Origin of the sequence: Bradyrhizobium sp. LB8.2 (genome assembly GCF_040548035.1) — a bacterium.
Lineage (GTDB): Bacteria > Pseudomonadota > Alphaproteobacteria > Rhizobiales > Xanthobacteraceae > Bradyrhizobium.
This window is the reverse complement of the sequence record NZ_JBEPQV010000042.1, coordinates 1-23,877: the sequence shown is the minus strand read 5'-3', so window position 1 is coordinate 23,877 and position 23,877 is coordinate 1. Positions and strand designations below refer to the sequence as shown.

General features: G+C 63.4%; 26 protein-coding genes. 9 read left to right on the top strand and 17 right to left on the bottom strand.

Translation table 11 applies throughout. The annotated features are described in order from the left end of the window. Positions 1-19: 19 nt before the first annotated feature. The 9 genes from ABIB06_RS34635 to ABIB06_RS34595 all read right to left on the bottom strand — a co-directional run bounded on the left by ABIB06_RS34635 (position 20) and on the right by ABIB06_RS34595 (position 4,724). Entirely contained in the window at positions 20-565 is a 546-nt protein-coding gene (locus tag ABIB06_RS34635) for a S26 family signal peptidase (protein WP_354070021.1), read from the bottom strand. Then, positions 562-1,080, bottom strand: a complete 519-nt coding sequence (locus tag ABIB06_RS34630) for a DUF2840 domain-containing protein (protein WP_354070023.1) — start codon at positions 1,078-1,080, stop codon at positions 562-564. The genes ABIB06_RS34635 and ABIB06_RS34630 overlap by 4 nt, the downstream gene beginning before the upstream one ends. Next, on the bottom strand, positions 1,077-1,331 hold the full coding sequence (locus tag ABIB06_RS34625) for a ribbon-helix-helix protein (RefSeq protein WP_354070025.1): 255 nt from the start codon (positions 1,329-1,331) through the stop codon (positions 1,077-1,079). The genes ABIB06_RS34630 and ABIB06_RS34625 overlap by 4 nt, the downstream gene beginning before the upstream one ends. After that, positions 1,328-1,966, bottom strand: a complete 639-nt coding sequence (parA, locus tag ABIB06_RS34620; protein WP_354070027.1) for a ParA family partition ATPase — start codon at positions 1,964-1,966, stop codon at positions 1,328-1,330. The genes ABIB06_RS34625 and parA overlap by 4 nt, the downstream gene beginning before the upstream one ends. Next, positions 1,963-3,081, bottom strand: a complete 1,119-nt coding sequence (locus ABIB06_RS34615; RefSeq protein WP_354070029.1) for a replication initiator protein A — start codon at positions 3,079-3,081, stop codon at positions 1,963-1,965. Before ABIB06_RS34615 ends, parA begins: the two co-directional genes overlap by 4 nt. A 14-nt stretch (positions 3,082-3,095) precedes the next feature. Beyond that, positions 3,096-3,347 carry a helix-turn-helix transcriptional regulator gene (locus ABIB06_RS34610; protein ID WP_354070031.1) on the bottom strand — a complete coding sequence of 84 codons (252 nt, stop codon included), beginning with the start codon at positions 3,345-3,347 and terminating at the stop codon, positions 3,096-3,098. A gap of 206 nt (positions 3,348-3,553) precedes the next feature. Then, entirely contained in the window at positions 3,554-4,069 is a 516-nt protein-coding gene (locus ABIB06_RS34605; protein WP_354070033.1) for a DUF2285 domain-containing protein, read from the bottom strand. A 61-nt stretch (positions 4,070-4,130) separates the two neighbouring features. Further along, a complete protein-coding gene (locus ABIB06_RS34600) occupies positions 4,131-4,340 on the bottom strand; it encodes a transcriptional regulator domain-containing protein (protein ID WP_247377199.1) in 210 nt (69 codons plus the stop codon). A gap of 120 nt (positions 4,341-4,460) precedes the next feature. Beyond that, the gene (locus tag ABIB06_RS34595; RefSeq protein WP_247542415.1) at positions 4,461-4,724 is read right to left on the bottom strand and encodes a DNA -binding domain-containing protein; all 264 of its coding nucleotides are present in this window, start codon (positions 4,722-4,724) and stop codon (positions 4,461-4,463) included. Between the two features lie 219 nt (positions 4,725-4,943). Here ABIB06_RS34595 and ABIB06_RS34590 point away from each other — a divergent pair, with 219 nt between their 5' ends. After that, a complete protein-coding gene (locus ABIB06_RS34590) occupies positions 4,944-5,177 on the top strand; it encodes a helix-turn-helix domain-containing protein (protein ID WP_247377194.1) in 234 nt (77 codons plus the stop codon). 164 nt (positions 5,178-5,341) lie between these two features. After that, the gene (locus ABIB06_RS34585; RefSeq protein ID WP_354070036.1) at positions 5,342-5,758 is read left to right on the top strand and encodes a hypothetical protein; all 417 of its coding nucleotides are present in this window, start codon (positions 5,342-5,344) and stop codon (positions 5,756-5,758) included. A 108-nt stretch (positions 5,759-5,866) separates the two neighbouring features. Here ABIB06_RS34585 and ABIB06_RS34580 read toward each other — a convergent pair whose 3' ends face one another. From ABIB06_RS34580 to ABIB06_RS34570, 3 genes are all read right to left on the bottom strand, one after another. After that, the gene (locus ABIB06_RS34580) at positions 5,867-6,193 is read right to left on the bottom strand and encodes a DUF736 domain-containing protein (RefSeq protein WP_182869651.1); all 327 of its coding nucleotides are present in this window, start codon (positions 6,191-6,193) and stop codon (positions 5,867-5,869) included. A 594-nt stretch (positions 6,194-6,787) separates the two neighbouring features. Continuing rightward, positions 6,788-7,228 carry a hypothetical protein gene (locus ABIB06_RS34575; protein ID WP_354070039.1) on the bottom strand — a complete coding sequence of 147 codons (441 nt, stop codon included), beginning with the start codon at positions 7,226-7,228 and terminating at the stop codon, positions 6,788-6,790. Between the two features lie 151 nt (positions 7,229-7,379). Beyond that, on the bottom strand, positions 7,380-7,544 hold the full coding sequence (locus ABIB06_RS34570; RefSeq protein ID WP_354070041.1) for a hypothetical protein: 165 nt from the start codon (positions 7,542-7,544) through the stop codon (positions 7,380-7,382). A gap of 319 nt (positions 7,545-7,863) precedes the next feature. On the opposite strand from ABIB06_RS34570, the gene ABIB06_RS34565 reads away from it, so the two are divergent. From ABIB06_RS34565 to ABIB06_RS34555, 3 genes are all read left to right on the top strand, one after another. Further along, the gene (locus ABIB06_RS34565) at positions 7,864-8,073 is read left to right on the top strand and encodes a hypothetical protein (RefSeq protein ID WP_247377186.1); all 210 of its coding nucleotides are present in this window, start codon (positions 7,864-7,866) and stop codon (positions 8,071-8,073) included. 358 nt (positions 8,074-8,431) lie between these two features. After that, positions 8,432-9,136, top strand: a complete 705-nt coding sequence (locus ABIB06_RS34560) for a hypothetical protein (protein ID WP_354070043.1) — start codon at positions 8,432-8,434, stop codon at positions 9,134-9,136. A 111-nt stretch (positions 9,137-9,247) separates the two neighbouring features. Further along, positions 9,248-9,592 (top strand): efflux RND transporter periplasmic adaptor subunit, encoded by a 345-nt coding sequence (locus ABIB06_RS34555; RefSeq protein ID WP_354070045.1) that lies wholly within the window; start codon positions 9,248-9,250, stop codon positions 9,590-9,592. 128 nt (positions 9,593-9,720) lie between these two features. On the opposite strand, the gene ABIB06_RS34550 is transcribed toward ABIB06_RS34555, so the two are convergent. Beyond that, positions 9,721-10,614 carry a protein-L-isoaspartate O-methyltransferase family protein gene (locus ABIB06_RS34550; RefSeq protein ID WP_354070047.1) on the bottom strand — a complete coding sequence of 298 codons (894 nt, stop codon included), beginning with the start codon at positions 10,612-10,614 and terminating at the stop codon, positions 9,721-9,723. 118 nt (positions 10,615-10,732) lie between these two features. On the opposite strand from ABIB06_RS34550, the gene ABIB06_RS34545 reads away from it, so the two are divergent. Further along, on the top strand, positions 10,733-11,317 hold the full coding sequence (locus tag ABIB06_RS34545; RefSeq protein ID WP_354070049.1) for an RNA polymerase sigma factor: 585 nt from the start codon (positions 10,733-10,735) through the stop codon (positions 11,315-11,317). After that, positions 11,317-11,601 (top strand): hypothetical protein, encoded by a 285-nt coding sequence (locus tag ABIB06_RS34540; protein WP_354070051.1) that lies wholly within the window; start codon positions 11,317-11,319, stop codon positions 11,599-11,601. The genes ABIB06_RS34545 and ABIB06_RS34540 overlap by 1 nt, the downstream gene beginning before the upstream one ends. Positions 11,602-11,642: 41 nt before the next feature. On the opposite strand, the gene ABIB06_RS34535 is transcribed toward ABIB06_RS34540, so the two are convergent. The 3 genes from ABIB06_RS34535 to ABIB06_RS34525 form a co-directional block, all read right to left on the bottom strand. Beyond that, positions 11,643-12,572 carry a DUF2493 domain-containing protein gene (locus tag ABIB06_RS34535; RefSeq protein WP_354070053.1) on the bottom strand — a complete coding sequence of 310 codons (930 nt, stop codon included), beginning with the start codon at positions 12,570-12,572 and terminating at the stop codon, positions 11,643-11,645. 330 nt (positions 12,573-12,902) lie between these two features. Then, positions 12,903-13,970 carry a DUF7146 domain-containing protein gene (locus tag ABIB06_RS34530; RefSeq protein ID WP_354070055.1) on the bottom strand — a complete coding sequence of 356 codons (1,068 nt, stop codon included), beginning with the start codon at positions 13,968-13,970 and terminating at the stop codon, positions 12,903-12,905. After that, complete coding sequence (locus ABIB06_RS34525) at positions 13,970-18,301, bottom strand: strawberry notch-like NTP hydrolase domain-containing protein (RefSeq protein WP_354070057.1); 4,332 nt, start codon at positions 18,299-18,301, stop codon at positions 13,970-13,972. Before ABIB06_RS34525 ends, ABIB06_RS34530 begins: the two co-directional genes overlap by 1 nt. Before the next feature lie 324 nt (positions 18,302-18,625). Here ABIB06_RS34525 and ABIB06_RS34520 point away from each other — a divergent pair, with 324 nt between their 5' ends. Continuing rightward, positions 18,626-18,964: a hypothetical protein gene (locus ABIB06_RS34520; RefSeq protein ID WP_354070059.1), complete on the top strand. Its 339-nt coding sequence runs from the start codon at positions 18,626-18,628 to the stop codon at positions 18,962-18,964. 40 nt (positions 18,965-19,004) lie between these two features. On the opposite strand, the gene ABIB06_RS34515 is transcribed toward ABIB06_RS34520, so the two are convergent. Then, positions 19,005-21,131, bottom strand: a complete 2,127-nt coding sequence (locus tag ABIB06_RS34515; RefSeq protein WP_354070065.1) for a ParB/RepB/Spo0J family partition protein — start codon at positions 21,129-21,131, stop codon at positions 19,005-19,007. A gap of 1,151 nt (positions 21,132-22,282) precedes the next feature. On the opposite strand from ABIB06_RS34515, the gene ABIB06_RS34510 reads away from it, so the two are divergent. Further along, positions 22,283-23,803 carry a reverse transcriptase domain-containing protein gene (locus ABIB06_RS34510; protein ID WP_354070061.1) on the top strand — a complete coding sequence of 507 codons (1,521 nt, stop codon included), beginning with the start codon at positions 22,283-22,285 and terminating at the stop codon, positions 23,801-23,803. The last annotated feature ends 74 nt before the right edge of the window (positions 23,804-23,877 follow it).

The following is a 23,877-nucleotide window of genomic DNA, read 5'->3' as shown; positions in this document are numbered from 1 at the left end:
TGCTGGGTGGGGAAGCGGGTCAATGGGTGGCGGCGCGCCAGACGAAACGGCCGTCGCCGCCCTCATTGGTCCAAAGCGGGACCGCGCGCGCGACGATCGAGCTGACGGGCAGTGAACCGAAATAGCGGCCGTCCAGGCTGTCCGGGACGGTCGGGTTCATGAGGAAGACCTCGCCAAGCGGGAGAGTGTGGCAACCACTCCAGCGCGGCAGCAGACGACCAAGATGGTCGCGGTCGTGTGCCGCACCGACATCGACAGCGTCGACAGTGATGGCTTCGCCCGACCGACACACGGTCTGCCCGGGCAGCGCCATCACGTGCTTGAGCAGCGGCACATTTTTCGGAAGAAAGCCGCGATCGGCCAGCAAGCTCGCGATCGGCTCGGGTAGCCGTACCGCGACCAGTTCCAGAGCGTGCAGCGCTCCGACCGGCTGCAGCGCGTAAAATCCTGTCGGCGTGCTCGCGGTGGCGTTCCAGACCAGCCGCGGCGCGGGATGAAGGAATGCGAGGCCGCCGGCGGCGAGCATCGCGATGTACGTCACCATGACGTAGCCGAAGCGGGTCATGGCGTGACGCTCCGGCGCTTGAGCCAGGCCAGATGCTGCTCGCGCGTGTAGGCGCGCGGCTCATGACCGGCGGTGAGGCGGTTGTGGAGATGTCGCCAGTATTCAGGCGCGGCGTCGGCCGGGTCGATAGAAAGCGCCTCGATCGCGTCGATCGCCTGCAACACGCGCTCGACCTTCGGCCAGCTATCGACGCGCAGCAGGATCTCACCGCCGGGCCGCACGAATGGCAGCGTCTGATAGCGCCGGCCGGACTCGACGGCGCGCACGATGTCCATGCGCGACACCACGGTGCCATAGTCGTTCGAGGCCCAGCGGACGAAGCCGAAGATGCTGCCGGGCGCAAAGCTCGAAACGCTGCGGCGGCGGTCGAGAATTTTCTCTTCAGTGCGACGACCGAAACGCAGCCAGTGCTCGATCCGCTTTTCGATCCAGGTCAGCTCGACATGGGTGAGCGCAACGCTCCGCCTATGCGAGGGCGACACGGCACGCGGCGGCAAGGCCTCATTGTCGTTCATGACGGCTCTCCGGTGTCTGTGGGGAACTCTCGCGCCAGCAATTCGCGCAGCATGTCGGCGACGGTGACGCCGCGCTGGAATGCCGCGACCTTGATGCGGCCGCGCAGCGCTGGCGTGACGTCAATGGTCAGACGCGCGGTGAATGCGGCCGCGTCATCCAAGCGACTTGGCGACGCGTCGCTGGTCTTGATCCAGCTTTCGGCATCGGCGGGGCGCGAGGCGAAGCCGCGCTTTGTGGAACGCCCGCTCATGGCGCGAACCTCGCGACTTCAGCGGCGAGCGCGGCGATCTCGCGGGCGGCGACGTTCTGTTCGGCGAACTCGAAGACGAGCCGGCCGGACTGCGCGGCGTCAGCAAAGACGACGCGTTGGCCGATGGTGCTGGCGAGCACCGGCGGATCGTGATCGGCAAGAACCTCAGCCGTCTCGCGCGCGATGATCGTGCGCGCGCCGCAGCGGTTGAGCACAAAGCGAGCGGCGAGCTGGGGTCGATAGATACGGGCCTCTCGCAGCAGATCGAGCATCTCGGCTGACGCCCAGCCGTCGAACGGCGATGGTTGCACAGGTATCAGTACCAAGTCGGCCGCCAGCAGCGCCGAACGCATCAATCCAGCGACGCGCGGCGGTCCGTCAATCACGACATGGTCGGCGATGCGTGCGATCTCCGGCGCTTCGCGATGGAGCGTGTCGCGCGCAAGTCCAACGACGCCGAATAACCGTGGAACGTTCTCGCGTGCCCGCTGCTGCGACCAGTCCAATGCCGAGCCCTGGGGGTCTGCATCGATCAGCGTCACGCGCTTTCCGCGCTGCGCCCATTCACCGGCAAGGTGCAGGGCGAGCGTGGTCTTGCCGACACCGCCCTTCTGGTTGAGCACGGCGACGATCATCGCTTGCCTCCCGTCTTGCGGTCGAGAAGCGGCAAGGATTGTCGGCTTTGGTGCTTGGTTGGCAGCGGCTCAGCGCTCGCGTCCGCGTTATCCGCAAGACGCGCGGGCTCACTACAACAGTTAGATTCTAAGTTAGATTCTAAGTTAAGGCCCGGAATCACGGTTTGCCGCCAAAGCGTTAGTTGCGGTTCACGCGTGCGAAGTCCCGGTAGGGCTGCGTGCGAAGTCCCGATGCGGTTTGCGTGCGAAGTCCCGAGCGCTTCCACAGCACTGTCCACAGGGGCAGTGGACAGTTTGGCCGGCAGAATACGCAGCAGCTCGCGGCGCGCCTCGCGTTCGATGCGCAACTTGTAGCCGGGAAGCGGCTGACGCGCGGCGATGCGCCGGATCTGCAACGCGAAATCCGAGACACGCACCTGGCTGCCCGACTTGGCGTGGAGGTGCGCAAACTCGAACAGCCATCCTCTCGGCTGGCGGCCAGCATGCTTGCGCGCAACGCGATAGAGCCAGCGCTCGATCCCGCCGGTGAGGCTGAAGTAGGCTGGATCAATCGTGAGGACGAGCGAGCGATCGATGACGCCGCGATAGAACCAGTCAGGGAGGACGAACTCCATGCCTTCAACGCGCCCATCGCGCCGCGCGCATTCCTCCCATTCGTTGATCCAGGAGAACTGGTGGCGGCGCCAATGCTCACCCTGCCGGATGCTGGTGCGGATGACGGTCGCCTGCAGGCGGGCCAACGCTCTCTTCAAAAGCTTGTAATCGCGTGCCCCCGTCTGCCGGCCGACGGCGATCAAAAGCTGGTAGGGTGTGAAGCGCAGGAAGCGCGAAGTCTTCAGACCGAGATTCTCGGCCTCGACGATCTGGCTCGCCGCCCAAATGAGCACATCGGCGTCCCAAATGGTCGCCATGCCGTGCTCCGGAACCGCATAGACCTCGACGCGAACGTCGCCCGCCTCATAGAGGATCGGTACCGTCCGCTTGGTCTTGGCGAGCGAAAAGAATGGCCGTTCCATCAGGTCGCGCTGATCGCGCGGGCTGGCGTCGCCAGTGGCGACAACGAACGGGTCGAGCTTGCTTCGCTCGCTGGGCGTGATGAGGCGGCGCGACGACATGGGCGAGCCTTGCCTCAGCGATTCGCGTTGCCGGCGGCGCGCGCCTCGACGTAGCGCGGATCCGACGTCGAGCTGCAGGCAGCCTGATCGGCCCATGCTTCGAGATCGCCGATCGCATAGACGACGCGGCCGCCGAGCTTGCGGAAGGTCGGACCGTTGCCATGGCAGCGATACTTCTCCAGCGTACGCGGCGAGAGGCCGAGGAGGCGCGCGGCCTCGGGGGTACGCACGTAGCGCGTGGTGAGCTGCGCGATCCGGTCGAGCATGGGAGATCTCCGTCTTGCCTTGAAGCGCCGCGGCCAAGTCGCGGCTTGTCGCGGCCAGAGTGGCGGAGAGCTTTGGCGTTGGGGGTGGACGAAAATTTACGTGGGTTTGTGTCCCCCCACAGTCGCAACGAGGCGAAGCCAGGCGCTAACAGCGAGGCGCGGGTTAACTCATCAGGTCGGATGGCTTGGAGGAATCGAGGCGCCTGTCAGAGGCCGCGCAGGAGTTTCAGATAGCCGCGCTCGACCAGGGCGATCGAATCATGAATGAGCCGGTTGGCCTTGCGACGGGCATGCGAATCCTTCCACTCGACCGAACGACGCTTGGCGTGGTCGGAAGCAAGTACCTTTGCTGCCACGTCCCGCGGGCCGCCACCGAGGTCGTGGACGTCGAAGGCGTGAAGAAGCTGGATCAATCGCCGTTTCTGAAACGACGTCAGCCGTAGCGCCGCCGGCAGAAGACTGGTGCGCTGGCCAGCAAGGCGGCGCGCGAAGTGTAGCGCCACCTCGGCTCGCAGTTCGCCCACGCCGTCGAGCGGCACAAGCACGGCGGGTCTGCGCGCGGCCTGCGCGTCACGCAAACGGACATGAAGTTCACCCGACCCGTCCGCAATCACCAGCTCGCGACCGTCAGCGTCGGACACCTCGAGAAGCGAGTGGCCGAAAGCATCGCGATTGATCGAATCAACGATCTTGAAGCCCGTCGGCGCGGACTCCAGGATCAATGTTGTAGGTGATGCCTCGGGCAGCCAAATGGCTGGCTCGGGCCCAACCGGGGAGGCGGGGTCATGGGCGACACCGCAACCTCCATCGACGTGCGAACTTAGTTTGGATGGTCTCAGGATCAGCGCCGTTGCGCGCGACCTGGCGCTTCGTTCGGGCGAAGTCGCGGCGGTAATCAGCATTGCGGCGAAGAAACTCAAGGGCGAAGCCGGGGCGCTCAAGGCGATTGAGGCGATCGATGGTCTCCGGCGAGCGCCAGTACTGGGTGGGCATGGCGTGTCATCTCTGTTTTTTGTTTGTTGAGGGACACAACACGATCCGAAAAGTCGGCTCGGCAGACTAGACCTTGAGGTTGCATCACGGGAGATCGCAATTTGCGTGACTGCGCACGAATCACTGCATCCGCGGGTGCAAAAGCTGCCGATATCCGGCTTCCGACATCCATCGCGCACGGGCAAGATGGCTGTCGTGGACGACTTTGGCACGATCCGGTTCGCGCGCGGCATCGAGGCCGAAGATTACGCTGACCACCTCACGCCAGTCGGCCCCCTCTTCTTCGGCCATCAACAACCTGACGTAGATTGAAAGATGTTTCTCGTCGTAGGCGTTGACACGATCGGTTATTGGCGGCCGGTCCTGGAATGGCGCTTCGTTCATTGCAATTGCCCCCTCAGCACCGATCACAATTCATTTGTCGCGGAAGTTTACAAGCCGTGAAATCGCCGCACCATTTGCGTCGCGATGCACAGACTGCATCACGCTGCTCCCGGAAGCGGCAAACCAAGCCTAAGCCAGAAGTTATGAATAGCACACCATCGTACGAATCGGAACGATCGTTCCTGGAACGATCGTGCCGATGTGAGTTCCCTTGTCGCCATGGATCTCAAGGAGGTCATGGCGATCAATTTGCGTCGGATACGCCATTTGAAGAAGATGACGCAGGAAGAGTTGGCCGATAACGCCGGACTGAGTGTCCGTTACGTCGGTGCAATCGAACGCGCCGATGTGTCGGCTAGCGTGACAGTGCTCGGCCGGATCGCGGCCGCGCTAGGCGTCGACGCAACCGATCTGATTAAACGAACGGCGGTTCATCCTCATCGCGCTCGCTGACAGAGTGTATTTGTGCTGCACCATGGCACTAGCGCGTTGAGAACCAACTCCGCGTTACGTCACGCCTATGTGGATAGGCAGCTCCAGGCAAATCTGCTCTGTTTCGAAAACGCTTGCTCGGCCGAAGGGACTAGCGGCATCGTTGGACGGATGGAGTAGCCACTATGACCTTGTATGAGCACTTGCCAGCCGACATCCGCGAAGTCGTGGACGCTTACGTCGTGGACCTCAGGCCCCACCCTTGGCGAATTCGCTTCCTCTTGCTGATTGATCTCCTTCAAGAAAAGTTGGAGACCGGGTCCGCCGCTGAGCAATGGCTTCTACTTCAACAATGGAGCGGCATAGTAACGGCAATCCTGGAACACTTGCCGCCTGACAGCTCAGTCGTCGAATGCCTGGGGCTGATGAGCATCAGCTTCAACTCGCAATGGCGGGCTCAGGCGCTCGGCCAGATCGAGCGGGATCCCACCGTGCTGGATTGGTTGGTCGCAATTTGTCCCGACTGGGGTGACATCGTCGAAACTATAGCTGAGACCAATCAAAAATGGCCGATCAAGGCGGGGCAGGTCCGCGGCCGCTGATCGGGATCCATCCGCCATTCCGCACTGGCTCACGAAGCTATACATGGCCAACTCTTGAGCTTGGCGATGCCCCGCCCGGTCCAGCCGGGCGGGGCATCGCCGATCGCGTCAGTCGCCGTTCCGACGGTTGGGACGAGACCAGATCAGGCTGAGGCCCTCACCTTCTTCATCGGCGAAGAGGTTGGCGAAGATCGGAGCGGTGAAGCTCGGATCGTCGAGCTTGAGACCGAGATAATCGCGGCCCTCGTTGGAGCGCTTGGACCAGGCCGCCCCGATCTCCACACGGCCGACATAGATTCGGTGGCTGGGGGCGTTGTCGCCCGAGCGGCTGGTTTCGGGAACGATCCGGACGTTCCTGGCCTGAAGCGAGAGAGTGACGATTTCGCCGTTGAACTCGTTGTTGCCGGTCTTCTTGAAGGTGCCGATGGTCGCCATGGTAGTTCTCCTTGATCTGAAGTTTCCGAGCCCGCACCATTGCGGCCTCGATGGTGATCGACAGGCCGGAGGCGATCGACGGCGCACCCCCGCAGGGGCTCGACAGCAAAGGAGGAACTTTCTTGTTTCGCGAGGAATGACGGCGCAGCCGGCAGGGGAAGAAAGTTGCGACGCCGCTGTTGCGCCATAGGCGGTCGAGGCTTTAGCCGTCCTTCGGCCAGATCCATCCATCGAAGAGGCCGTTTGGTGCGCTCGATCCGAACAGAGCTGACATCAAGGAGAACGTGGCGATCCTCGCGTCCCGCAAAGTTCGGCAAGCGAATTCGACGGAGATTGGCTCCCGTGCTGCTGGCGACGGACGGATCTAAGTTTCCGCGACCGAACTTGAGTAACACGCCCATCGACTCGAGTCGCCGGCCGTGTTTGTGAGACGTCACCGCCTAGACCATCGCGACTCAACAACCGCTGTTAGCTCGGCCCCCCGCGACGATTCGAGTGTCGACGCACGGGCCGCTCTCTATCGAATATCGAAGATGAGCACCGCGAGCGCTCTGGGCGCCTGATCTGGTCCCGCCCCAAGCCGCCGCTAGGGTGTTAGCCCTGCGCGAAATCCCGTCCGACTGGTCCGGGTGCGGCCATAGCCGTAAAGCGGATGAACGCCGTGATGGTGACGGCGGTCGCGCCAACAATCGCGAAGATCGTTTGCCAGGTGGGCGAAGGCATCGCCATCTGGGCGATTCCGTGCGTCGCGCTGTAACCTGCGAAGGTGGCGGGCGCGACATAGAGGTGGATGATCAAGAGTCTAAGCCAAGTCCATGGCACGTAGGCGAGCGCGAGTTGGCCAATGCAAATGGTTGCACCGCCCGCCACGAGCCCTGCTGCGGTGCCCCCGAGCACTCCGGCGCCGGTGTGGAAGGCCCAGATGCCGATCGTCAGGCCAACGAAGAGGGGCAGTGCGAAGACAGCGAGCGTGAACAGCAGCCAGCAAAAACAGCCGATGCCAACGACGACGAGCAGTGGTCCAAAGATGATCATGGCGGTGGTCTCCGTGAGATAAAGGTCTGACGGTCGCGCCTTCCACCACCACCACGGCGCAGCCGACAGCATAGCCACAAACGGCGGCGGCCGGTAGCGGAAATCCGAAAGGACCTCCGCTCGCCGCCCAACGATCTGCAGCGCCCCTTCGTCATTGGAAGGGATCGAATTCGTGAATGACGGCGGCCGGATCGCCGTCGTATTCGGCGGCCGGCATGACGCCGTATCCGCCCATGCCGGTACGGAAGATAACGACGTAGACCATGAGGGTGGTGGCGAGGTTCCAGGCGTTGGCGAAGGCAAGGGCTTGAGACATCGGTCCGGCTCCTGTTCTGAGGCGGGGACCATCCCCGCGCGACAGGCGCCCGATGTGTCCGGGCGTGGGCCGCAATCACCGCGCAGGCGAAGACGAAGCGGCGGCACGCTTCAGCATAAGCCGACCCCTTGCGGGTTGATGGCGTCAGGCCTACGGCCGGATCAAGGATCAGCGCAAAGGCAGCGGGGGCGGTGTCCGCCAGACAGGAGTCTGGCTTTCAGTGCTGCGTGGCTCTCGGCTGGAACGTCATTGCCGTTACGGTGCGGTGGCTGATCGGCTAGAATGGATTGTGAGGCGATGTGCGGTTGAGGAGGCTGGCATGGCGGAGTTCACAGGACGCGACCTGCATTTGGTGAAGAAAGCGCTCGCGATCGCGGTGCTGACGATCGAGCGTGAGCCAGGGCCGTTTCAGTCGGCTTCCGATCAAAGCGACATGAAGACGTTGCTTGACGATATGATCGAGGACGACACCGAGCTGGCCTTTTATGCGCGCGCGGCAAGGATCGCCGTGACCGGCGAGCCCGACTGAATGGAGCCGATCACCAATACGGGGCAGTCCGTCGACTGCCTGACCGCCTTAGCGCTTGAAGCCGTATAGCGGAAACCCGGCAGCCTCGTGGTTTCAGCGCAGCAGAATGCGCGGCCAGCGATGCAACGCGGAGATACTGACGTTCGATAGAAGGGAAGCGGTAAGCGGACGTCCACCCTCTGAGCATCATCGGCGATCACCGCGGCAAAAGAGAAAGCCTTACGATTTATGAGTTTTGTGCTGATATTATATATCGATGAATTGCGATTCTTCCGGTAGCTGATTTCCGGTCTACGTCTGCAGCCCGGAGGTCGTCACGATCATTCGAGCCTCAACAGGACAAATGAGGATGCCCGGCATGGGTGAGATCAATATCCCTCGCGATCAACAAAATGCCCTCGCGGCGATCGATACCAACGAGCTGGGCAGGCTTGTCGAGCAAGCAATCCGCGAGGAACGATTGGGTGATCCTCACCACCTCCCTCTCGCGAGCTGTGGACCCTACATTGCGAGAAAACTTCATTATTTTGAGCAGGCGTTGACGAAGCACCGCCAGGCCAAGGCGCCACGAAAGCGTGCGGAAACAGAAAACACCCTCCGACGCGCGGGCAGTGATTTATCCTTCGCGGTCGAGGCCATGAAGCGACGAATGGAAACCGAACAGAAGGAAGGGCAGCTCTTCTACGTCGATGACCAGATCGTGCCGCCTTACCGCTTCGATAAACGCCTGAGCGTCAGAGTGAGCTATCGGTGGCGCCGGACCGTCGGTGACGAGTGGACGTCTGGCAGCATAACGTTCGTCCATGACGTAGATCTACGACCCGACTATACGATCTCCGCTCCCAAGCAAAAGCCTAGCGCCGCCAGGCAGGAGCAGGATCGGCATACCGAGTTGTGTCAAATATGGGAACATCTGACGAGAGGCGCACTTTATTCGGTTAGGGATTATTTTAGGGAAGGCGGTGATGGAGAGAAGATTCCGCAGACATTTCAGGCGATCGTCGATCCGCATACCCGCGGATTAAACAACTACAGCACTCGGTTCTGGCGCGAGCCCGCCTAGTTTTCGAGGCGAATGACTTTATCTTGGCCCCGCTCCCACCTTCTATGAGCCGCCTCATTTTTGCTCGTTCACGCCTGCACAAATTGCTTAGATTCGCGAGGAGAAGAGCGGGTGAGCGGTAACACCGATCTCGAAAGCAGAGTCGTTGCAGCGATACGGCAATATCGCGAGGCGCTCAAATGGGTGGAAGACCTGGAACGAGAGGATGCTTGCGCTCACCGAGCACTGAAGAGCACGCACGTTGATTTGGATCGTGCCATGCGAGGCAGAGTGGCGCCGCATCTCAAGGATAGCCTGTTTGAGATTGGCTCGGCGGCGGTTTCGCGGTCTGACGAAGCGCAGAACGCCCTAGCGGAGGCGACTGCGCAATTGGAGTCCGCCCGCCTAATTTTGGCCGCCTTGGAACGGCAATTGGGATACATCCCAGAGGTTTCGATGGGGACGGATCACGAATAGGACGGATCACGAATAGACACTGGCGGCTTGTCTGAACGGACGACCTGTCCCAGAGGGTTGGATAGGATCGCAATCCACTGCTGCACTGACTTTCTTGACGAACGTCCAGCGTGAGCAGGCTCATACGATCAAAACCCTTTCCGATCATTCGGAACGACAGCATTCGCTTCGACGGGCTCGCGTTCCAGCCAAAATCCGGCTCCTTGAAACCAGACCTTTTCTGCATCGTCAGAGCTGGGATCGCTGACGTGCAGCGCGCGGATTGGAGCTTTGCCGGGCGGCAGGCCGTCGAATGCGGCATGCAGACGTTTTCCCGCCGCGTCGTCGCGTCCACCCATGCAAGGATAGATAGAGACGGCACCAATCGAAGAGGCATCGAATTGGTTTCGACGCCGGATCACGCGAAGAAGAAAGCCCTTCCAGGACTCGTCGGTCAGCGGCATCAGAAGCCGGCCGCCTTCAACCAGGCGATCGAGCCAAAGGCGGGACGGATGGGTGGATCCGGCAAATACGATAACGACGTCAAGTTCACCAACGTCCACCGCCCGGCCATCGCCCGAGACGACATCGACCTGAGGCCAGTTGGCGAGATTCGCTCGGGCCTGTGAGGCCAGGGTTGGGTCAGTTTCAGCTGCCGTCACGCGACCGGTGGATCCGACAATCTCAGCCAGTACCGCCGAATAATATCCGGTCCCGGCGCCGACCTGGAGCACGCGATCGCCGCGCGCGATGTCGAGATGCTCGAAGTTGCGGGCCCAGAAGCTGGGCATCCCATTGTTGAGGTTGCGGCTCGCATCGAGCGTCACGAGAACGTCATGGTAGAGCCAGCGCGGATCGGCATCGGGAGTCATGAATGCGTCGCTATACGGGTCCGAGATGATGCGCCACGGCCCAGCGCCGACGAATTGCTCGCGTGGAACAGACGTAAACGCCTCGATCAGCTGCAGGTTACGCAGGACCGGGACTTTGTATCGCAGGTCTTCTGCATACCAGCGGCGCGCCGCTACCAACGTGTCCTCCATGGAGGCTCTCCTATTGCGATACAGACGATGCGCCTGAGGGCCGCCCGCGCGGACACATCAAAAATTATTCTCATTGGCTGTCCGCACTGGGCCGGGTGAAGCGCATAATGGTGTGACCATGGAACGATTGACGATAGCTCCCAAGGGTGATTTCGCGGTTGCCCGCGCGGCCGATGTCGCGTCCGCCCTCGATGCACTATCCGATATCGAGCTCGCGCGGCTAAAAGCTTTGGCGCGGTTGTGGAGCCGCGATCTGCCGGGCGGACTGGGCTGGAGCGACATCTTCCACGAGGCGATCGCACGCGTCCTCGATGGCTCGCGCCCTTGGCCGCCCGACGTACCCATCCTGGCGTTCCTGTCGGGCGTCATGCGCAGCATCTGCAACGACCATTGGCGGCGTGCGCGGCTCGAGCAAAGGCTGCTTGTGAGCCGCGATGATCCGGGCCAGCGAAGCTGGCCCGGTGAGGAGGCCGATGAGGAGCCCGACCCGGAGCGGGTCCTGGCCGCCGCACAGGCGCTGGCCAACGTCTATCGGCTGTTTCAGGGCGATCCGCTGGCGCTGAAGATCATCGCGGGCCTGGCCGACGGCCTGGCGGCCAGAGAGATCTGCAGTGTCCACAATATGTCAGAGCTCGACTACGACACGACGCGACGGCGGATGCGACGCGCTCTGCTGCGCCATCAACAGAACTGGAGCAAGTGATGACGCGCTGGCACCCGAGTCGCGATCTGGCCCACCTGCTCCAAGCGCTGAGCGAGGAAATCCTCGCTGCGACCGATGAGGAGGTGCGGGAGACATGCCGGCTGCAAGGATGGACAATCGCCAATACCGCCCTCGAGGTCAGAGAGGTGATCAAGGCCGCGCACGGGGACGTGAATGGGAGGCATGATCGTAATTTTGGTCTGAACGAAAATCTGAGCAAACCTGGTGCCAGGCAGCAGCCCACCCGTGGGGGCCGCGGCTCGTCGCACAATCAGCGGCACTGAACGAGCCGAGGGCACCTCGTTCTCGGAATTTGCGGCGGCGCTCACGCGCCGCCGAATTTCCAGACTGGGATGCCCAGCTTCTTGGCCTTGTCGGCGAGGTTGTCCTGGATGCCGGTGCCGGGGAAGTGCATCACGCCGATCGGTTGCGCCTCCAGGATCGCATCGTTGCGTTTGAACGGAGCGGCCTTGGCATGCTTGGTCCAGTCGGGCTTGAAGGCGATCTGCGGGACCTTGCGGTTGTCGGCCCACTTGGCGGCGATCAGCTCGGCGCCCTTGGGCGATCCGCCGTGCAGCAGCACCATGTCCGCATGCTTGGCGTGCACCTGGTCAAGTTTGGCCCAGACCAACCGGTGATCGTTGAACTCAAGGCCACCAGTCAGCGCCACCTTTGGCCCAGCGGGCAGGAGTACTTGGTTATCGGCGCGCTTCTTCGCAGCCAGGAAGTCGCGACTGTCGATCATCGCAGAGGTCAGATTGCGGTGGTTAACCTTCGACCCGTTGCGCGGCCGCCAGGCCGAATGGGTATGGCGTTCGAACTCGTCGGCGGCCCGGTCGCGCATCAGCTCGAAGGCGTTGCGTCGCTCGATCCGCGTCTGCCCTTCTACCGTCAGTCGCTCCAGCTCGACGGATTTGATCTCGCTGCCGTCCTGCTCCCGCTGCGACCGCTGCTGCGCCAGCTCGTTGTCGTCGAGCTCGCGCTCGATCCTGTCGATGGCGCGATGGAAGACGTTCACTGTCGACCAGAGCAGGTCTTCGAGGTCGGGCTCAAGACGGGTATCGGACAGCGCCACCACGAGGGCATCGAAGATGTCGGCGATGCTGCCGGCGAGAACTCGCGCTTCAGGGAGCCCCCGGGGATCGGGCTCATCGTGGAAAGGACGGTAGCCATAGAGCTGGAGTTCCTGGAGGACCTGGTCGGTCGGGGACGAGCTGTGGTGCGGCTCGAAATTGTCGTCGTGGTCGATGGTCATTGCGGCTTTCCCTCGTCGAATCGACCGCGCCCATCGCGGCCTTCATGGCCGACGAAGGCGGCAGGCGGAACGGACTTGCACCCGCAGCGAAGCGAAGGGCCGGAGCCTGAGCGGAGGACCGAAGGGGGCCGACTATTTTGCCTCGCGATGTAAAGGCGGCTCTGCCGCCGACGGAAAATAGTCGGCCCCAGAGGTTGCCGGTCCGGGCCGCTTGCCGCCCGATCGCCCTCTTAAGAAGGCCGTGGGTGCGGTCCTCTCCGGCGCCGAGGGAAGCATGACCAGCGGCCTGGCGGAAACGAAGCGGCCGCGTTGCCCCTCATCCCGTTCCGGCTATGCCGCCAGCTCCATAAAGCGCGCGACGTCCTGCGCCGCGATCTGCACGCGGCTCACGGCCCGAAAGGCATCCAATCCGAGCAGGCGAAGATCCTCGTTGAAGTCGCCAAGCCGTGGCGAGATCACGATCGCCTCAATCCCGACCTCCCGCGCGCGGTCGATCAAGGTCGCCACGGCGCCGTCGCCGGCAGGATCGTCATCGCGGGCGATGTAGAGCCGGCGGAGCGTGTCCGGGAGGAGGATGGCGGAGAGATGCGCCGCCGAGAGGGCTGCGACCATCGGCATGGTCGGCAGGACGCTCCGGAGCGACAGCATGGTCTCGATGCCCTCGCCGGCCGCCATGACCTCGCCCGCCACGCCAAATCGAACGGCGTGACCAAGCAGGTCGCCCATCGCCCGTTTCGGCGTGTCGATCCGCGCCTTGCCGAGGGTCGTCTCGCTGAAGCCGTCGGGGTCAAGCCATGTGCGATGCGCGCCGGTCAGGTCGCCGGAGAGATCGGTGACGGCAGCGATCATGGCCGGCCAGGTCTCGGTCGGGCTGTGGTCGTCGGGCCGGTAGTAGCAACGCGGGTGAAAGCGCAGGCTTCCAGTTTCGTGCAAAGCCGGAATGCCGCGATTGCGGAGGTACGCTTCGACGAGCGTGCCTGCGATCGACTGCGACATACCAAAGAGCCGCCGTGCCGCCTCCGGCGACCCGACTGACGCGGGGGATTTTCTCGACCGGTGGCGATTTGGCTCCGGCTCCAGTTCAGGACGCGGAAGGCTCAAAAAGCGTCGTGCCTCATTGGCGACATCGCGAAAGTCCACGAAACCGCAGCTCTCGCGGATCACATCCAGGAGATCGCCATATTCGGCCGAGGCGGCATCGGTCCAATGCCCGGCCGCGCCAGGACCGGATTCCGGTCCGCTGAGCCGAACGAACATCGACCGGCCGGGCGTATTGCGGACGTCGCCCACTGTCCAGTAGCGGCCCTGGCGCCGCCCGTTGGACAGGTAATGGCGGCACACCGCCTCGGCGTCGCGCGCGAGACGGCGGGCCAGTTCGGAGGCGTTGTCGCGGGCCATCAGGCGGCCCCCTGCTCGCCGATGCGCTCAAGCGGATAGTGGTCGAGCACCTTCGCCAACACCTCGGCGCCGGTCGCATCGGTCGGCACGAACATGCGCAGCTTCCACGAGATGATCTCGCTGAAGAGGCCGTACGCGCACAGCCGGTCACGCATTGCATCGGTGAAGCCGGACAGCTCGATGCGATGTGCGCCCATCACGCGGGCACGACGGAGCTGCAGATCCTCGGCGAGGTCGAGCACGGCGCGCCCCTCCATCAGCGCTGAGAAAGCTTCGTGTGGGGTCAAGCTGCTGGTGCCGGTCGCGCAAGCGTTCGCCGCCCAGGCTGGCGAGACCCTGCGACCAATGATGCGCTCGCCCTCGTCGGTCTGGAGCCGATAGACCCGGGTCGACTCGTTTGGAAGTCGCTTCCAAATCGGCAACAGCAAGCCGGCGACGATGTGGAGGGTGCTATCGGCGAACTCGGGTACGTCGACGACTTCGTCGTTCCATGCTGTGGCGAATGTCTCGCGATCCGCAGGCTGCCAGTGGCTCTCGTGCATCATCATCATTGAAGCATGATGGTGCTCCATCGGACGTATCAGCCGCACGCGGCTTTCGATCTCGCCGTCATCGAGCATAAAGCTCGGCGCCGGAATCTGCACCGCGGCACGTCCCGAACGCTCGTTGACCAGTAGCACCGCCCGAGAATCGGCGAGATAATCGAGCACTTGATCCAGCGTCAGGGGGCGATTGCGCCGGCGTTCGGTGATCGTGAGCAGCCGGGTTTGCGCGCCGGTCGCGGGGTGCATGTAGATCGAGCGCCGATCGGTGACGACGAAGCTTTCAGCCTGCAGTGTCTCGAGCCCGATGTCGTAGACGCCGCTGGCGATAGCGCCCTCGACCTTGGCATTCAGCAGTTGCTCGAAGGCCGTGAACAGCAAACCTTGCAGGTCGATGGTGAGGGCAAGCAGCCGGTTCAGGAACGTCGTGATCGGCGGCAGCTCGTCCTTGATGCCGTTCGCGTCCGTGAGCTTCAGGCCGGCGGCGTCCTCGAACATATGGAGCGAGCAGCCTTCGACCTTCCCCCGCACGAGCAACAGATAGAGCTGGCGCAACGCATCTCGGGCGTAGTGGCTCTCAAGATTGTCCTCGGGTCGGAACAGGCCCTGGCCGCCGGTCTGGCGTTGGCCGCGCGTGATGGCGCCCAGCGTGTCGAGCCGGCGCGCAATGGTCGAGAGGAAGCGCTTCTCCGCTTTCACGTCGGTCGCAATGGGGCGGAACAGCGGCGGCTGCGCCTGGTTGGTGCGGTTCGTTCGACCGAGACCCTGGATCGCAGCATCAGCCTTCCAGCCCGGCTCGAGCAAATAATGGACGCGAAGCCTGCGATTTCGCGCCGAGAGTTCGGCGTGGTAGCTGCGCCCCGTGCCGCCAGCCTCCGAGAAGACGAGGATGGGCTTCACGTCGTCCATGAAGGCGGCGGTCTCTGCGAGATTGGCGGAAGCGGCCCGGTTCTCGACCGCAAGGCGGTCACCCCTGCGCACCACGCGGCGCGAACGTCCGGTCACTTCCGCCACGAGGTCGGTGCCAAAACGCTGCACGATCTGGTCGAGCGCGCCGGGAACAGGCGGAAGCGAAGCAAGCCGCTCGATCAGCTCATTGCGGCGGACGACGGCCTCGCGGCTCTCGACCGGCTGGCCGTCGCGGCAGACCGGCCGGGACGAGATATTGCCCTCGCTGTCGGTGAAGGGCTCATAGAGCTGCACCGGGAAGGAATGAGCGAGGTAATCCAGCACATACTCGCGCGGCGTGATGTCCACGCGCACGTCGTTCCATTCCTCAGGTGGAATCTCGGCGAGCCGGCGCTCCATCAGCGCCTCTCCGGTCGACACGATCTGGATCACCGCGGCATGGCCCTCGGCCAGGTCCCGCTCGATCGAGTGGACCAGGGTCGGCGTCTTCATGCTGGTGAGCAGATGGCTGAAGAAGCGCTGCTTGGCGGACTCGAACGCCGAGCGCGCGGCCGACTTCGCCTGACGATTGAGCGTGCCGGTCTCGCCGGTGATGTTGGCGGCCTGCATCGCCGCGTCGAGGTGATTGTGGATGACGCCGAAGGCACCGGCATACGCGTCGTAGATGCGCCGCTGCTCATCGGTGAGCTGGTGCTCGACGAGCTCGTATTCGACGCCGTCGTAGGAAAGCGAGCGGGCGGTGTAGAGGCCGAGAGAGCGAAGGTCGCGGGAGAGCACCTCCATCGCCGCGATGCCGCCCTCCTCGATCGCCTCGACGAACTCGGCGCGCGTGGCGAACGGGAAGTCCTCGCCACCCCAGAGCCCGAGGCGCTGAGCGTAGGCGAGATTGTGGACCGTGGTGGCGCCGGTCGCCGAGACATAGACGACGCGGGCATTGGGTAGTGCATGCTGCAGGCGCAAGCCCGCACGGCCCTGCTGCGAGGGGGCGACATCGCCGCGCTCGCCCTTGCCGCCACCGGCATTCTGCATGGCATGGCTCTCGTCGAAAATGATGACGCCGTCGAAGTCGGAGCCCAACCATTGAACAATCTGCCGGACGCGCGATAGCTTCTCGCCGCGATCGTCGGACCGCAGCGTAGCGTAGGTTAAAAATAGGATGCCTTCGGCCAACCGGATCTCGCGCCCTTGAGGGAAGCGCGAGAGCGGCGTGACCAGCAGACGCTCCATGCCGAGCGCCGACCAGTCGCGCTGCGCGTCCTCGAGCAGCTTGTCGGACTTCGATATCCAGACCGCCTTGCGCCGGCCCTGCAGCCAGTTGTCGAGAATGATGCCGGCGGACTGGCGACCCTTGCCGGCGCCGGTCCCGTCGCCGAGCATGAAACCTCGACGGAAGCGGACGGCGTTCGGAGCATCGTCGCGCGCGGCGGCGACGAGGTCGAAGGTCTCGTCAACCGTCCAGGCGCCGGCGAGATAGTTGCCGTGGGCCTCGCCGGCATAGATGACCGTCTCAAGCTGGGCGTCTGAGAGGACGCCGCAGCTGACGAGGTTGGCCGGCAGCCGGGGCCTGTAGCTCGGCTTCGGCGGCGCGACCGAGGCCATCGCGGCCGACTGCACCAGCTTGGTCGGATGCGCCTGCGCGCCGGGGATCCGGATCGATTGCAGCCGATATTCCTCGTAGATGGCGTCGCTGAGGCGCGCGCCCTCGGGCGGCGTCCAATCGGTCGTCTGATAGACGAGGTCAATCGCTTCGGGGGCGGCGACCGAGGCATTGGCCGACTGCCCGGCCGCCCGCGCGAGATAGCCGCGCACGGTGCGAGGCGCCGGCGAGGCTGAAACGGGAATCGCGCTGGTTGATGCGACTGGCAAGCGAGCCGGAGCGTGCTCGCCGATCCAACGGAGCAGCGTCGCGACGTCGGGCGCCATTCCAGGCGACTCCGGAAACGCGTTCGGGTCATCGGCAGGCACCTTGTCGATGACGGTGAGGCGCGTCTCGATCGTGGTGCCGTGCTTGGCATAGACCGCGCCGGCGATCGCGGCGGAGAACACCACGCGGCCGCGTTCCTGCAAGCGGGCGAAGGCGTCGCGCCAGGCTGGGGCTTCGGGTGAGAAGTTTGCGCCGGTGATCGTGACCAGCCGGCCGCCATCGGCGAGACGCGCCAGCGCCGAGGCAATGTGACGGTACGCCGTGTCGGCCATGCGGCCGGAAACGTTCGCCATTGCCGAGAACGGCGGGTTCATCAACACGACACTCGGGACGACGGCGGGATCGAGGTGATCGTCGATTTGAGCCGCGTCGAAGCGCGTAACGGAAATGGCCGGAAAGAGGGAAGAGAGCAACATGGCCCGGGTTTCGGCCAGTTCGTTCAGCACGAGACCGCTGCCGGCGATCTCGGCGAGGATGGCGAGCAGCCCGGTGCCAGCGGAGGGCTCCAGCACGCGGTCCGCCGCCGTAACAGCGGCCGCGGTCAGCGCAGCCAAGCCGAGCGGAATCGGCGTCGAGAATTGCTGGAAAGTCTCGCTTTCGGCAGAGCGGCGCGTGTGGGTCGGCAGAAGCCTCGCGATCTTGGCCAAGGCAGACAGTCGTGAAGCCGGAGAAGCGGCTTTGCGGAACAGTGCCTTTCCGTATTTGCGCAGGAACAGGACGGTGGCGACCTCACAAGCGTCATAGGCCATCTTCCAATCCCAGGCGCCTGTCGCATCGGACGCCCCGAAGGCCTCTTGCATCGCGTCGCGCAAGAGCGCGCTGTCGATGCGTCGGCCATACTCGACATGCGGGAGAAGCTGCTCAGCCGCAGCGATGATGGCGCGGGCATCCTCGGGAGCGCGCGCAGACGAGTTCGAAGCGGCCTCGTCGGCCGCGATCGAGAAAAGGTGGTTCATGAGGGGAGCCTTAAGGAGAGCGGGGACTAGCGAGCCGGCCGGCGCTCTCTCTGACCGCGCCGGCTCAAACCCGTCCCGGCCTCACTCTCACTCTCTGCCCGATGCCTTGAAACGTTGCAGGCAGGACATTATCTTCGCTGCGTCAGGGTCGCTGCGCGCTGCGCAGCAAGAACCGCTTGTGGTGCTCGCCTCAAGAGCTGAATGGCCTGGTCAACAGGCTGCCGCTGACCTGCTCCCGCGCACTTGCGCGGGGCGGGTCTCGGCATGCGGTTCACGAGCCCCGGTAAGACCATCGAACCGCTTCGCACAACGAAGGAGGATTTGATGGCTCAAATTCTGAAGTTTCCCACCAAGAAGATCGAACCTGTCACCGTCCGCAGCGAGAGTAAGCACCGTATCAGCGTCGAGGTACTCGATGATGTTCGGCCGCGACGCACGCGGTGGAGGGTTCAGTTCGAGATCCAGGAAGCGGCGGGGTTTGCTGCTTTGAAAGGCTTTACCGATCGCGCCGTAGCCCAAGGCTATCGACGTCGCTTCGAAGTAAGCAGCACGCGGGCGGTGCGGCGGTTCGTGGCGGAAACGTCCGGTCTCGTCGCCGCCGGCAGGATCGCGATCTGGATCGACGGCCTGAGGGTGCAGCCACAGGTGGCCCGTAGCGCATAAAAATAGGCTGGGGCGAAGATCGTCGCCCCAGCCAACGTTTCTACTCGGCAGCAATCATGCGCGGCTCGTCCGCTTCATCGGCCGGAGTTTCCTCGTCGTCGCCGGCGAGGAATTCCGGCAGCGCTTCGCCATCGACCTCGGGCTCCGCGGCGTCGACGGGCGCCGCCTGCTCGGCATCGGGCATCCGCAGGGGGGCAGGCAGCCAGCCGGTCTCGGCCAGGAGCCGTTCGGCCTCTTTAGCCATGTCACCTTTCTTCAGATGGTCGATGAGCTGGGCGGCCCGCTCGCCGGCACCCTCGCGCACCGCCTCCAGGATGCGGCGCTTCGGCACCCGACCGAGATAGTTCTCGACGGTCGGCCGCCAACCGGACACCACCATGTCGAGGTCGACGGCCCGGGCGATGCGATCCGCGTCCGCGATTCGCTGGTCGACGATGTACGGGGTGACGCCGCCTCCATAGCGGTCGCCTTTCTCGTAGAGCGCATTGACGCCGAACGAGGCGCAGTGCGCAAAGAGCGCCGCCTGCTCGTCGCCCGTGAGACCGGTGAGCCAGTCCCAAAAATCGGCCTTGTCCTTGGGCAGGCGCTCCTCCCATGTCTTGTGGCGCGCGTCGATCGCCTTGGCCGCTGGCGTGTCCTTCAGCCCTTGCGCCTGCACCGGGAAGCTGGCGCTACGCACGGAGACCTCCATCGCCGTCCCATAGGAGGAATAGCGGGAGAACACGTCGAGGCAGAACTTGTGCAGCACCGCCTGGAAGGCGACCGAAGGCGTGATCGCGAGCTTGTCGCGCAGCGCCAACGTCCGCTCCGCCGTGAGCTCGGTCAGCAGGCGGTCCGGCAGCGGCTTCATCGCATCATCATCCTCGTCCTCGGGCTCCGCAACCTGCCCGCCAATGGTGATGACGGCGCGCTGGATTACCGGCGCTGATGGTTCGGTGCCGGCCACGGCCGCGGGTTCGCCATCGCTGTTCTGCTCTGGCTCGGTCACGGGCACTTCGTCCTCCGGCCGGACGTAGCCGCGATCGACCGACAGCGCGCCTTCGGCGTCGATGCAGACGAACACACCCGCGCGGGCGATGTCGGTCGCCTGATAGATGATGGGTCGATCGTCGAAGGCGGCGAGAGCCGTCTCAATTTCGCCAAGTCGCTGGTCGACCTCTTCAGGAAGCTCATCCGCGCCGTCATGCTCGGCTTCGAGCCCGGCAAATTCGGCCTTGAGCGCCTCGATGGTTGCCTGCTCTTCGGCGGTGAGATCGGCGGATACGCCGTCCAGCTCGCGCAAGCCATTGGTGTGGCCATAGGGGAAATCGACCGCCACTTCGATCCACTTCCAGCCTTCGGCGACGATCGTCTCGGCCTCGGCTTTCAGCTTCTCGGTAGCGAGACGATCGAGCAGCGGCACATCCTGCAACCAGCCGCCATCGTCGTGTGCGAACAGATCCCGTAGGACGGTACCGCCGGCCTGCTCGTAGATATCTAGCCCGACGAACAGGGCACGACGATCGGAAGCGCGCACGGTGTTCTCCGTCAGCATCCGCCGGATCTGATATGGTTCGTCGTTGCCGGATCTGCTGACATTGTCCCAGGCCTGCTCCTGACGCGCCTGGTCGGTCGTGACCGAGAAGGCCATCAACTGTTCGAGCGTCATGCCATCGTCGGCATAGACGTCGTGCAGCTGCGGCGACACTGACGCCAGACGCAGGCGCTGCTTGACGATCGCCGGCGAGGCGAAGTGCCGCGCGGCGATATCCTCTTCACTCATGCCACCGTCACGCAGCAGCTTGAACGCGCGGAACTGATCGAGCGGATGCAGGCCGACCCGCTCGTCGTTCTCGGCAAGGGAATCGTCCTCAGCGATGCCGCCATCCCGGACCACGCAGGGGACAGGTTGCGTCTTCGCCATACGCTTCTGCCTGACCAGCAGTTCGAGCGCGCGGTAGCGGCGTCCACCGGCGGGCACCTCGAACATGCCGGTCTCCTGGCCGTCGGCATCGACGACCGCACGAACGCTCAGGCTTTGTAACAGTGTGCGCTGAGCGATGCTCTCCGCCAGTTGATCGATCGAGACGCCGGCTTTTACGCGGCGGACATTGGACTGGCTGAGCACCAGTTTGTTGAAGGGGATATCGCAGGAGGGACTGAGTTTGATTTTCTGAACGCTTGCCATGTCGGATTCTCCACGACGGGCGGCCGAAAGACTCTCTCTCGACCTCCTACCCGTCACAGGCAAGCCAACGCTCCTCTCACTCTCTGACGCGCCGCACCAACTGAAGACGGACACTGAAACGACGTGCGGATGCATCACGCGGCCTCCTCATTGCCCTCAACGACGGAATCGATCCCGGGCGGCAGAAAGGCGAGCAGGAAAATCGGCGGCCTTCGATGCCGCGCTCGCGGCGCGCACGACGGCGCGCTTATGTGCGCGAGAGGCCGAACCTCTTAGCGAAACAAACGTCAATGCGAGCGCGAAGCGCTCTCCATGAACAAGGAAAAGAGGCACCCGCAGGAGGGTCAGCATAGCGCCGACGCGACAGCGGCGGGACCCGGGACCGAGTGCAGTCGCGAGACCGGTTAAGAAGGCACCCGAACGAAGGGCAGTGATAGCGACGCCGGAACGAAGTGACGGCGGGACCGAGGGCGAGTGCCTCCGGCGAGCGACTCATGATCGCGCGAGGGATCGAAGCCGGATGGCGTGCGCCGTTGAGGCGTGGAGAAGAAGGGAGTGTTCGAAAGAATGGAGCCTGCTGGTTATGGCTCTTACTTGCCCGGCTTACCGGTGTCGGAAACGACTGAGACTCCGAAAGGGGAACGGGACCAGAGCATGCCGGGAAACGTCTCGAAATCGGGCGCCGCAGCCCGGTGGAGAGCACAGAGTAAGGTGTGCATGGTGAAAGCTGTATTGCCTGAATCCCAGTTTCCAGTCGCCAAAGGGCTGGCAGTAGCGAACGCGGCTGACACGCTACGCCACGCGGGGCAGATCGCACCGGCCAGTGCGAACTGTCACCAGTTCGCGTGGGACGACCACCATCCGTGGGTCAAGGAGACGAATGGGACACCTAAACACACCGCAACTCCCCGCACACGTAACTACGGGATCGCCTGCAGCAGGTTCGTTTGCGAACCTGTATGGCGACGGAGCCGTCGTAGTACCCAAATGCCCGACGTAATGGCCGGGACAGCCGCCGCGAGGCGGACGATCATGCGTATAAGGCCGGGTGACCGGACCGAAAGCGCCTCCGATCGGGGGAAGGACGATGCCGCCAATAACGGCATGTGCAGTATGCGAAGAGAAGATTCTTCGACGGAGAGGTTCTGCTGATGCAGGCCGTCACCATCCAGAGGAGAATTGAATCACTGCCGACTTTGTCGCGGTCGGGTAAGCGCGTAAATGGCCTTCACCGCCTGATGAGATGTCCGCATCTCTTCGAGTGGGCCTACGAAAAGGTCTCCCGCAACAAGGGAGCTCTGACGCCCGGTGTAGATGGCAAGACCTTCGACGGCATGTCGCTGGAGAAGCTCGCCGACATCGCCAGGCGCGTGGCAGATGGCACTTATCGCTTCCGGCCAGTCCGGCGGGTTTATATCCCGAAGGACAACGGCAAGACACGACCGCTGGGTATCCCCACGGTGGAAGACCGGCTCGTTCAGGAGGCGGTCAGGATTCTACTCGAAGCGATCTATGAACCTGTGTTCCTCAATGAATCACATGGGTTCCGCCCGGGGCGATCCTGTCATACCGCACTCAAGCTCATCAAGAAGAGTTGGACGGGCTGCAAGTGGCTGGTCGAAGTGGATGTGCGTGGGTTCTTCGACAACATCGACCATGACATCCTGCTTGGGCTTCTAAGGAAGCGGATCGATGACGATAAGTTCATTGGTCTGATCGAAGGAATGCTCAAAGCAGGCTACATGGAAGATTGGGTCTACGGACGCACTTACAGTGGCACGCCACAGGGCGGCGTTGTCTCGCCCTTGCTCGCCAACATCTATCTGCACGAGCTGGACCAGCACATGCAGATGATGAAGGCGGACTTCGACAAAGGCCGTGAGCGACGTCCATTCCCGCGCTACGTGGCGTTGGAACGGCGCGTCCTCAGTCTCCGCCGGAAGATTGAACGGCTCCGTGCCGAAGGCGCGGATCGGGCCGAGATCGATGCTGCATTTGCGGAGATCAAAGCCATCAACAAGGAGAGACGGAAAGTGCCTTCCGTCGATCCGATGGACCCCAACTTCAAAAGGCTCCGCTACTGCCGCTATGCCGACGACTTTCTTATCGGCGTGATCGGGAGCAAGCGGGAAGCGTGTGAGATCATGGCCTGCGTCGAACGATTCCTGACGGAGACCTTGAAGCTCACCGTTTCGCCCGAGAAAAGTGGGGTTCACGCCGCTTCAAAGGGAGTGACCTTCTTGAGCTATCGCGTCTCGACATACACATCCTACGGGGCTGGACGAAAATCCAGCCGCAAGGGACCGGCTGGACGGACATGGCGCGTGATGCGTCGGCCGACCACCGGAAATGTCAGCTTGCGGGTGCCGCGCAAGGAAGTCACCAAGTTCTGCAAGCAACACGGCTATGGCGATCTCGCCAAGAAGACCGGCAGTCCGCGCGAGCAGTTCCTGGTAACCAGCGACGTTGCAACCGTCCTCGCCTATAACTCAGAGTTCCGTGGGTTTGCGAACTACCATTCGTTTGCCGACGACATCAAGAGCGCCTTGGGATTGCTGGAGCTTGTCGTGTTCCGCAGTCTTGTGAAGACGCTGGCGATGCGACGTCGGACGACGAGAGCAAAAACCATGGCGCGTCTGTGGAAAGGCACGGTGTGTTTCGGCATGGAATAAGGACCCCGTATTCGGGGTAATCGGCATCCAATCGGGACCCCGGGACAAGGGTCCACAGTGGCTTCCATCAAGTC

Coding starts and splice junctions, on each gene's coding strand:
- ABIB06_RS34540 (WP_354070051.1), top strand. CDS start 11,317: ATGACGCGCTGGCACCCGAGTCGCGATCTGGCCCACCTGCTCCAAGCG.
- ABIB06_RS34510 (WP_354070061.1), top strand. CDS start 22,283: ATGCAGGCCGTCACCATCCAGAGGAGAATTGAATCACTGCCGACTTTG.
- ABIB06_RS34625 (WP_354070025.1), bottom strand. CDS start 1,331: ATGAGCGGGCGTTCCACAAAGCGCGGCTTCGCCTCGCGCCCCGCCGAT.
- ABIB06_RS34615 (WP_354070029.1), bottom strand. CDS start 3,081: ATGTCGTCGCGCCGCCTCATCACGCCCAGCGAGCGAAGCAAGCTCGAC.
- ABIB06_RS34515 (WP_354070065.1), bottom strand. CDS start 21,131: ATGGCAAGCGTTCAGAAAATCAAACTCAGTCCCTCCTGCGATATCCCC.
- ABIB06_RS34520 (WP_354070059.1), top strand. CDS start 18,626: ATGGCTCAAATTCTGAAGTTTCCCACCAAGAAGATCGAACCTGTCACC.
- ABIB06_RS34530 (WP_354070055.1), bottom strand. CDS start 13,970: ATGGCCCGCGACAACGCCTCCGAACTGGCCCGCCGTCTCGCGCGCGAC.
- ABIB06_RS34565 (WP_247377186.1), top strand. CDS start 7,864: ATGGCGGAGTTCACAGGACGCGACCTGCATTTGGTGAAGAAAGCGCTC.
- ABIB06_RS34535 (WP_354070053.1), bottom strand. CDS start 12,572: ATGACCATCGACCACGACGACAATTTCGAGCCGCACCACAGCTCGTCC.
- ABIB06_RS34585 (WP_354070036.1), top strand. CDS start 5,342: ATGACCTTGTATGAGCACTTGCCAGCCGACATCCGCGAAGTCGTGGAC.
- ABIB06_RS34560 (WP_354070043.1), top strand. CDS start 8,432: ATGGGTGAGATCAATATCCCTCGCGATCAACAAAATGCCCTCGCGGCG.
- ABIB06_RS34600 (WP_247377199.1), bottom strand. CDS start 4,340: ATGCCCACCCAGTACTGGCGCTCGCCGGAGACCATCGATCGCCTCAAT.
- ABIB06_RS34635 (WP_354070021.1), bottom strand. CDS start 565: ATGACCCGCTTCGGCTACGTCATGGTGACGTACATCGCGATGCTCGCC.
- ABIB06_RS34590 (WP_247377194.1), top strand. CDS start 4,944: ATGGATCTCAAGGAGGTCATGGCGATCAATTTGCGTCGGATACGCCAT.
- ABIB06_RS34550 (WP_354070047.1), bottom strand. CDS start 10,614: ATGGAGGACACGTTGGTAGCGGCGCGCCGCTGGTATGCAGAAGACCTG.
- ABIB06_RS34575 (WP_354070039.1), bottom strand. CDS start 7,228: ATGATCATCTTTGGACCACTGCTCGTCGTCGTTGGCATCGGCTGTTTT.
- ABIB06_RS34545 (WP_354070049.1), top strand. CDS start 10,733: ATGGAACGATTGACGATAGCTCCCAAGGGTGATTTCGCGGTTGCCCGC.
- ABIB06_RS34525 (WP_354070057.1), bottom strand. CDS start 18,301: ATGAACCACCTTTTCTCGATCGCGGCCGACGAGGCCGCTTCGAACTCG.
- ABIB06_RS34595 (WP_247542415.1), bottom strand. CDS start 4,724: ATGAACGAAGCGCCATTCCAGGACCGGCCGCCAATAACCGATCGTGTC.
- ABIB06_RS34580 (WP_182869651.1), bottom strand. CDS start 6,193: ATGGCGACCATCGGCACCTTCAAGAAGACCGGCAACAACGAGTTCAAC.
- parA (WP_354070027.1), bottom strand. CDS start 1,966: ATGATCGTCGCCGTGCTCAACCAGAAGGGCGGTGTCGGCAAGACCACG.
- ABIB06_RS34610 (WP_354070031.1), bottom strand. CDS start 3,347: ATGCTCGACCGGATCGCGCAGCTCACCACGCGCTACGTGCGTACCCCC.
- ABIB06_RS34630 (WP_354070023.1), bottom strand. CDS start 1,080: ATGAACGACAATGAGGCCTTGCCGCCGCGTGCCGTGTCGCCCTCGCAT.
- ABIB06_RS34570 (WP_354070041.1), bottom strand. CDS start 7,544: ATGTCTCAAGCCCTTGCCTTCGCCAACGCCTGGAACCTCGCCACCACC.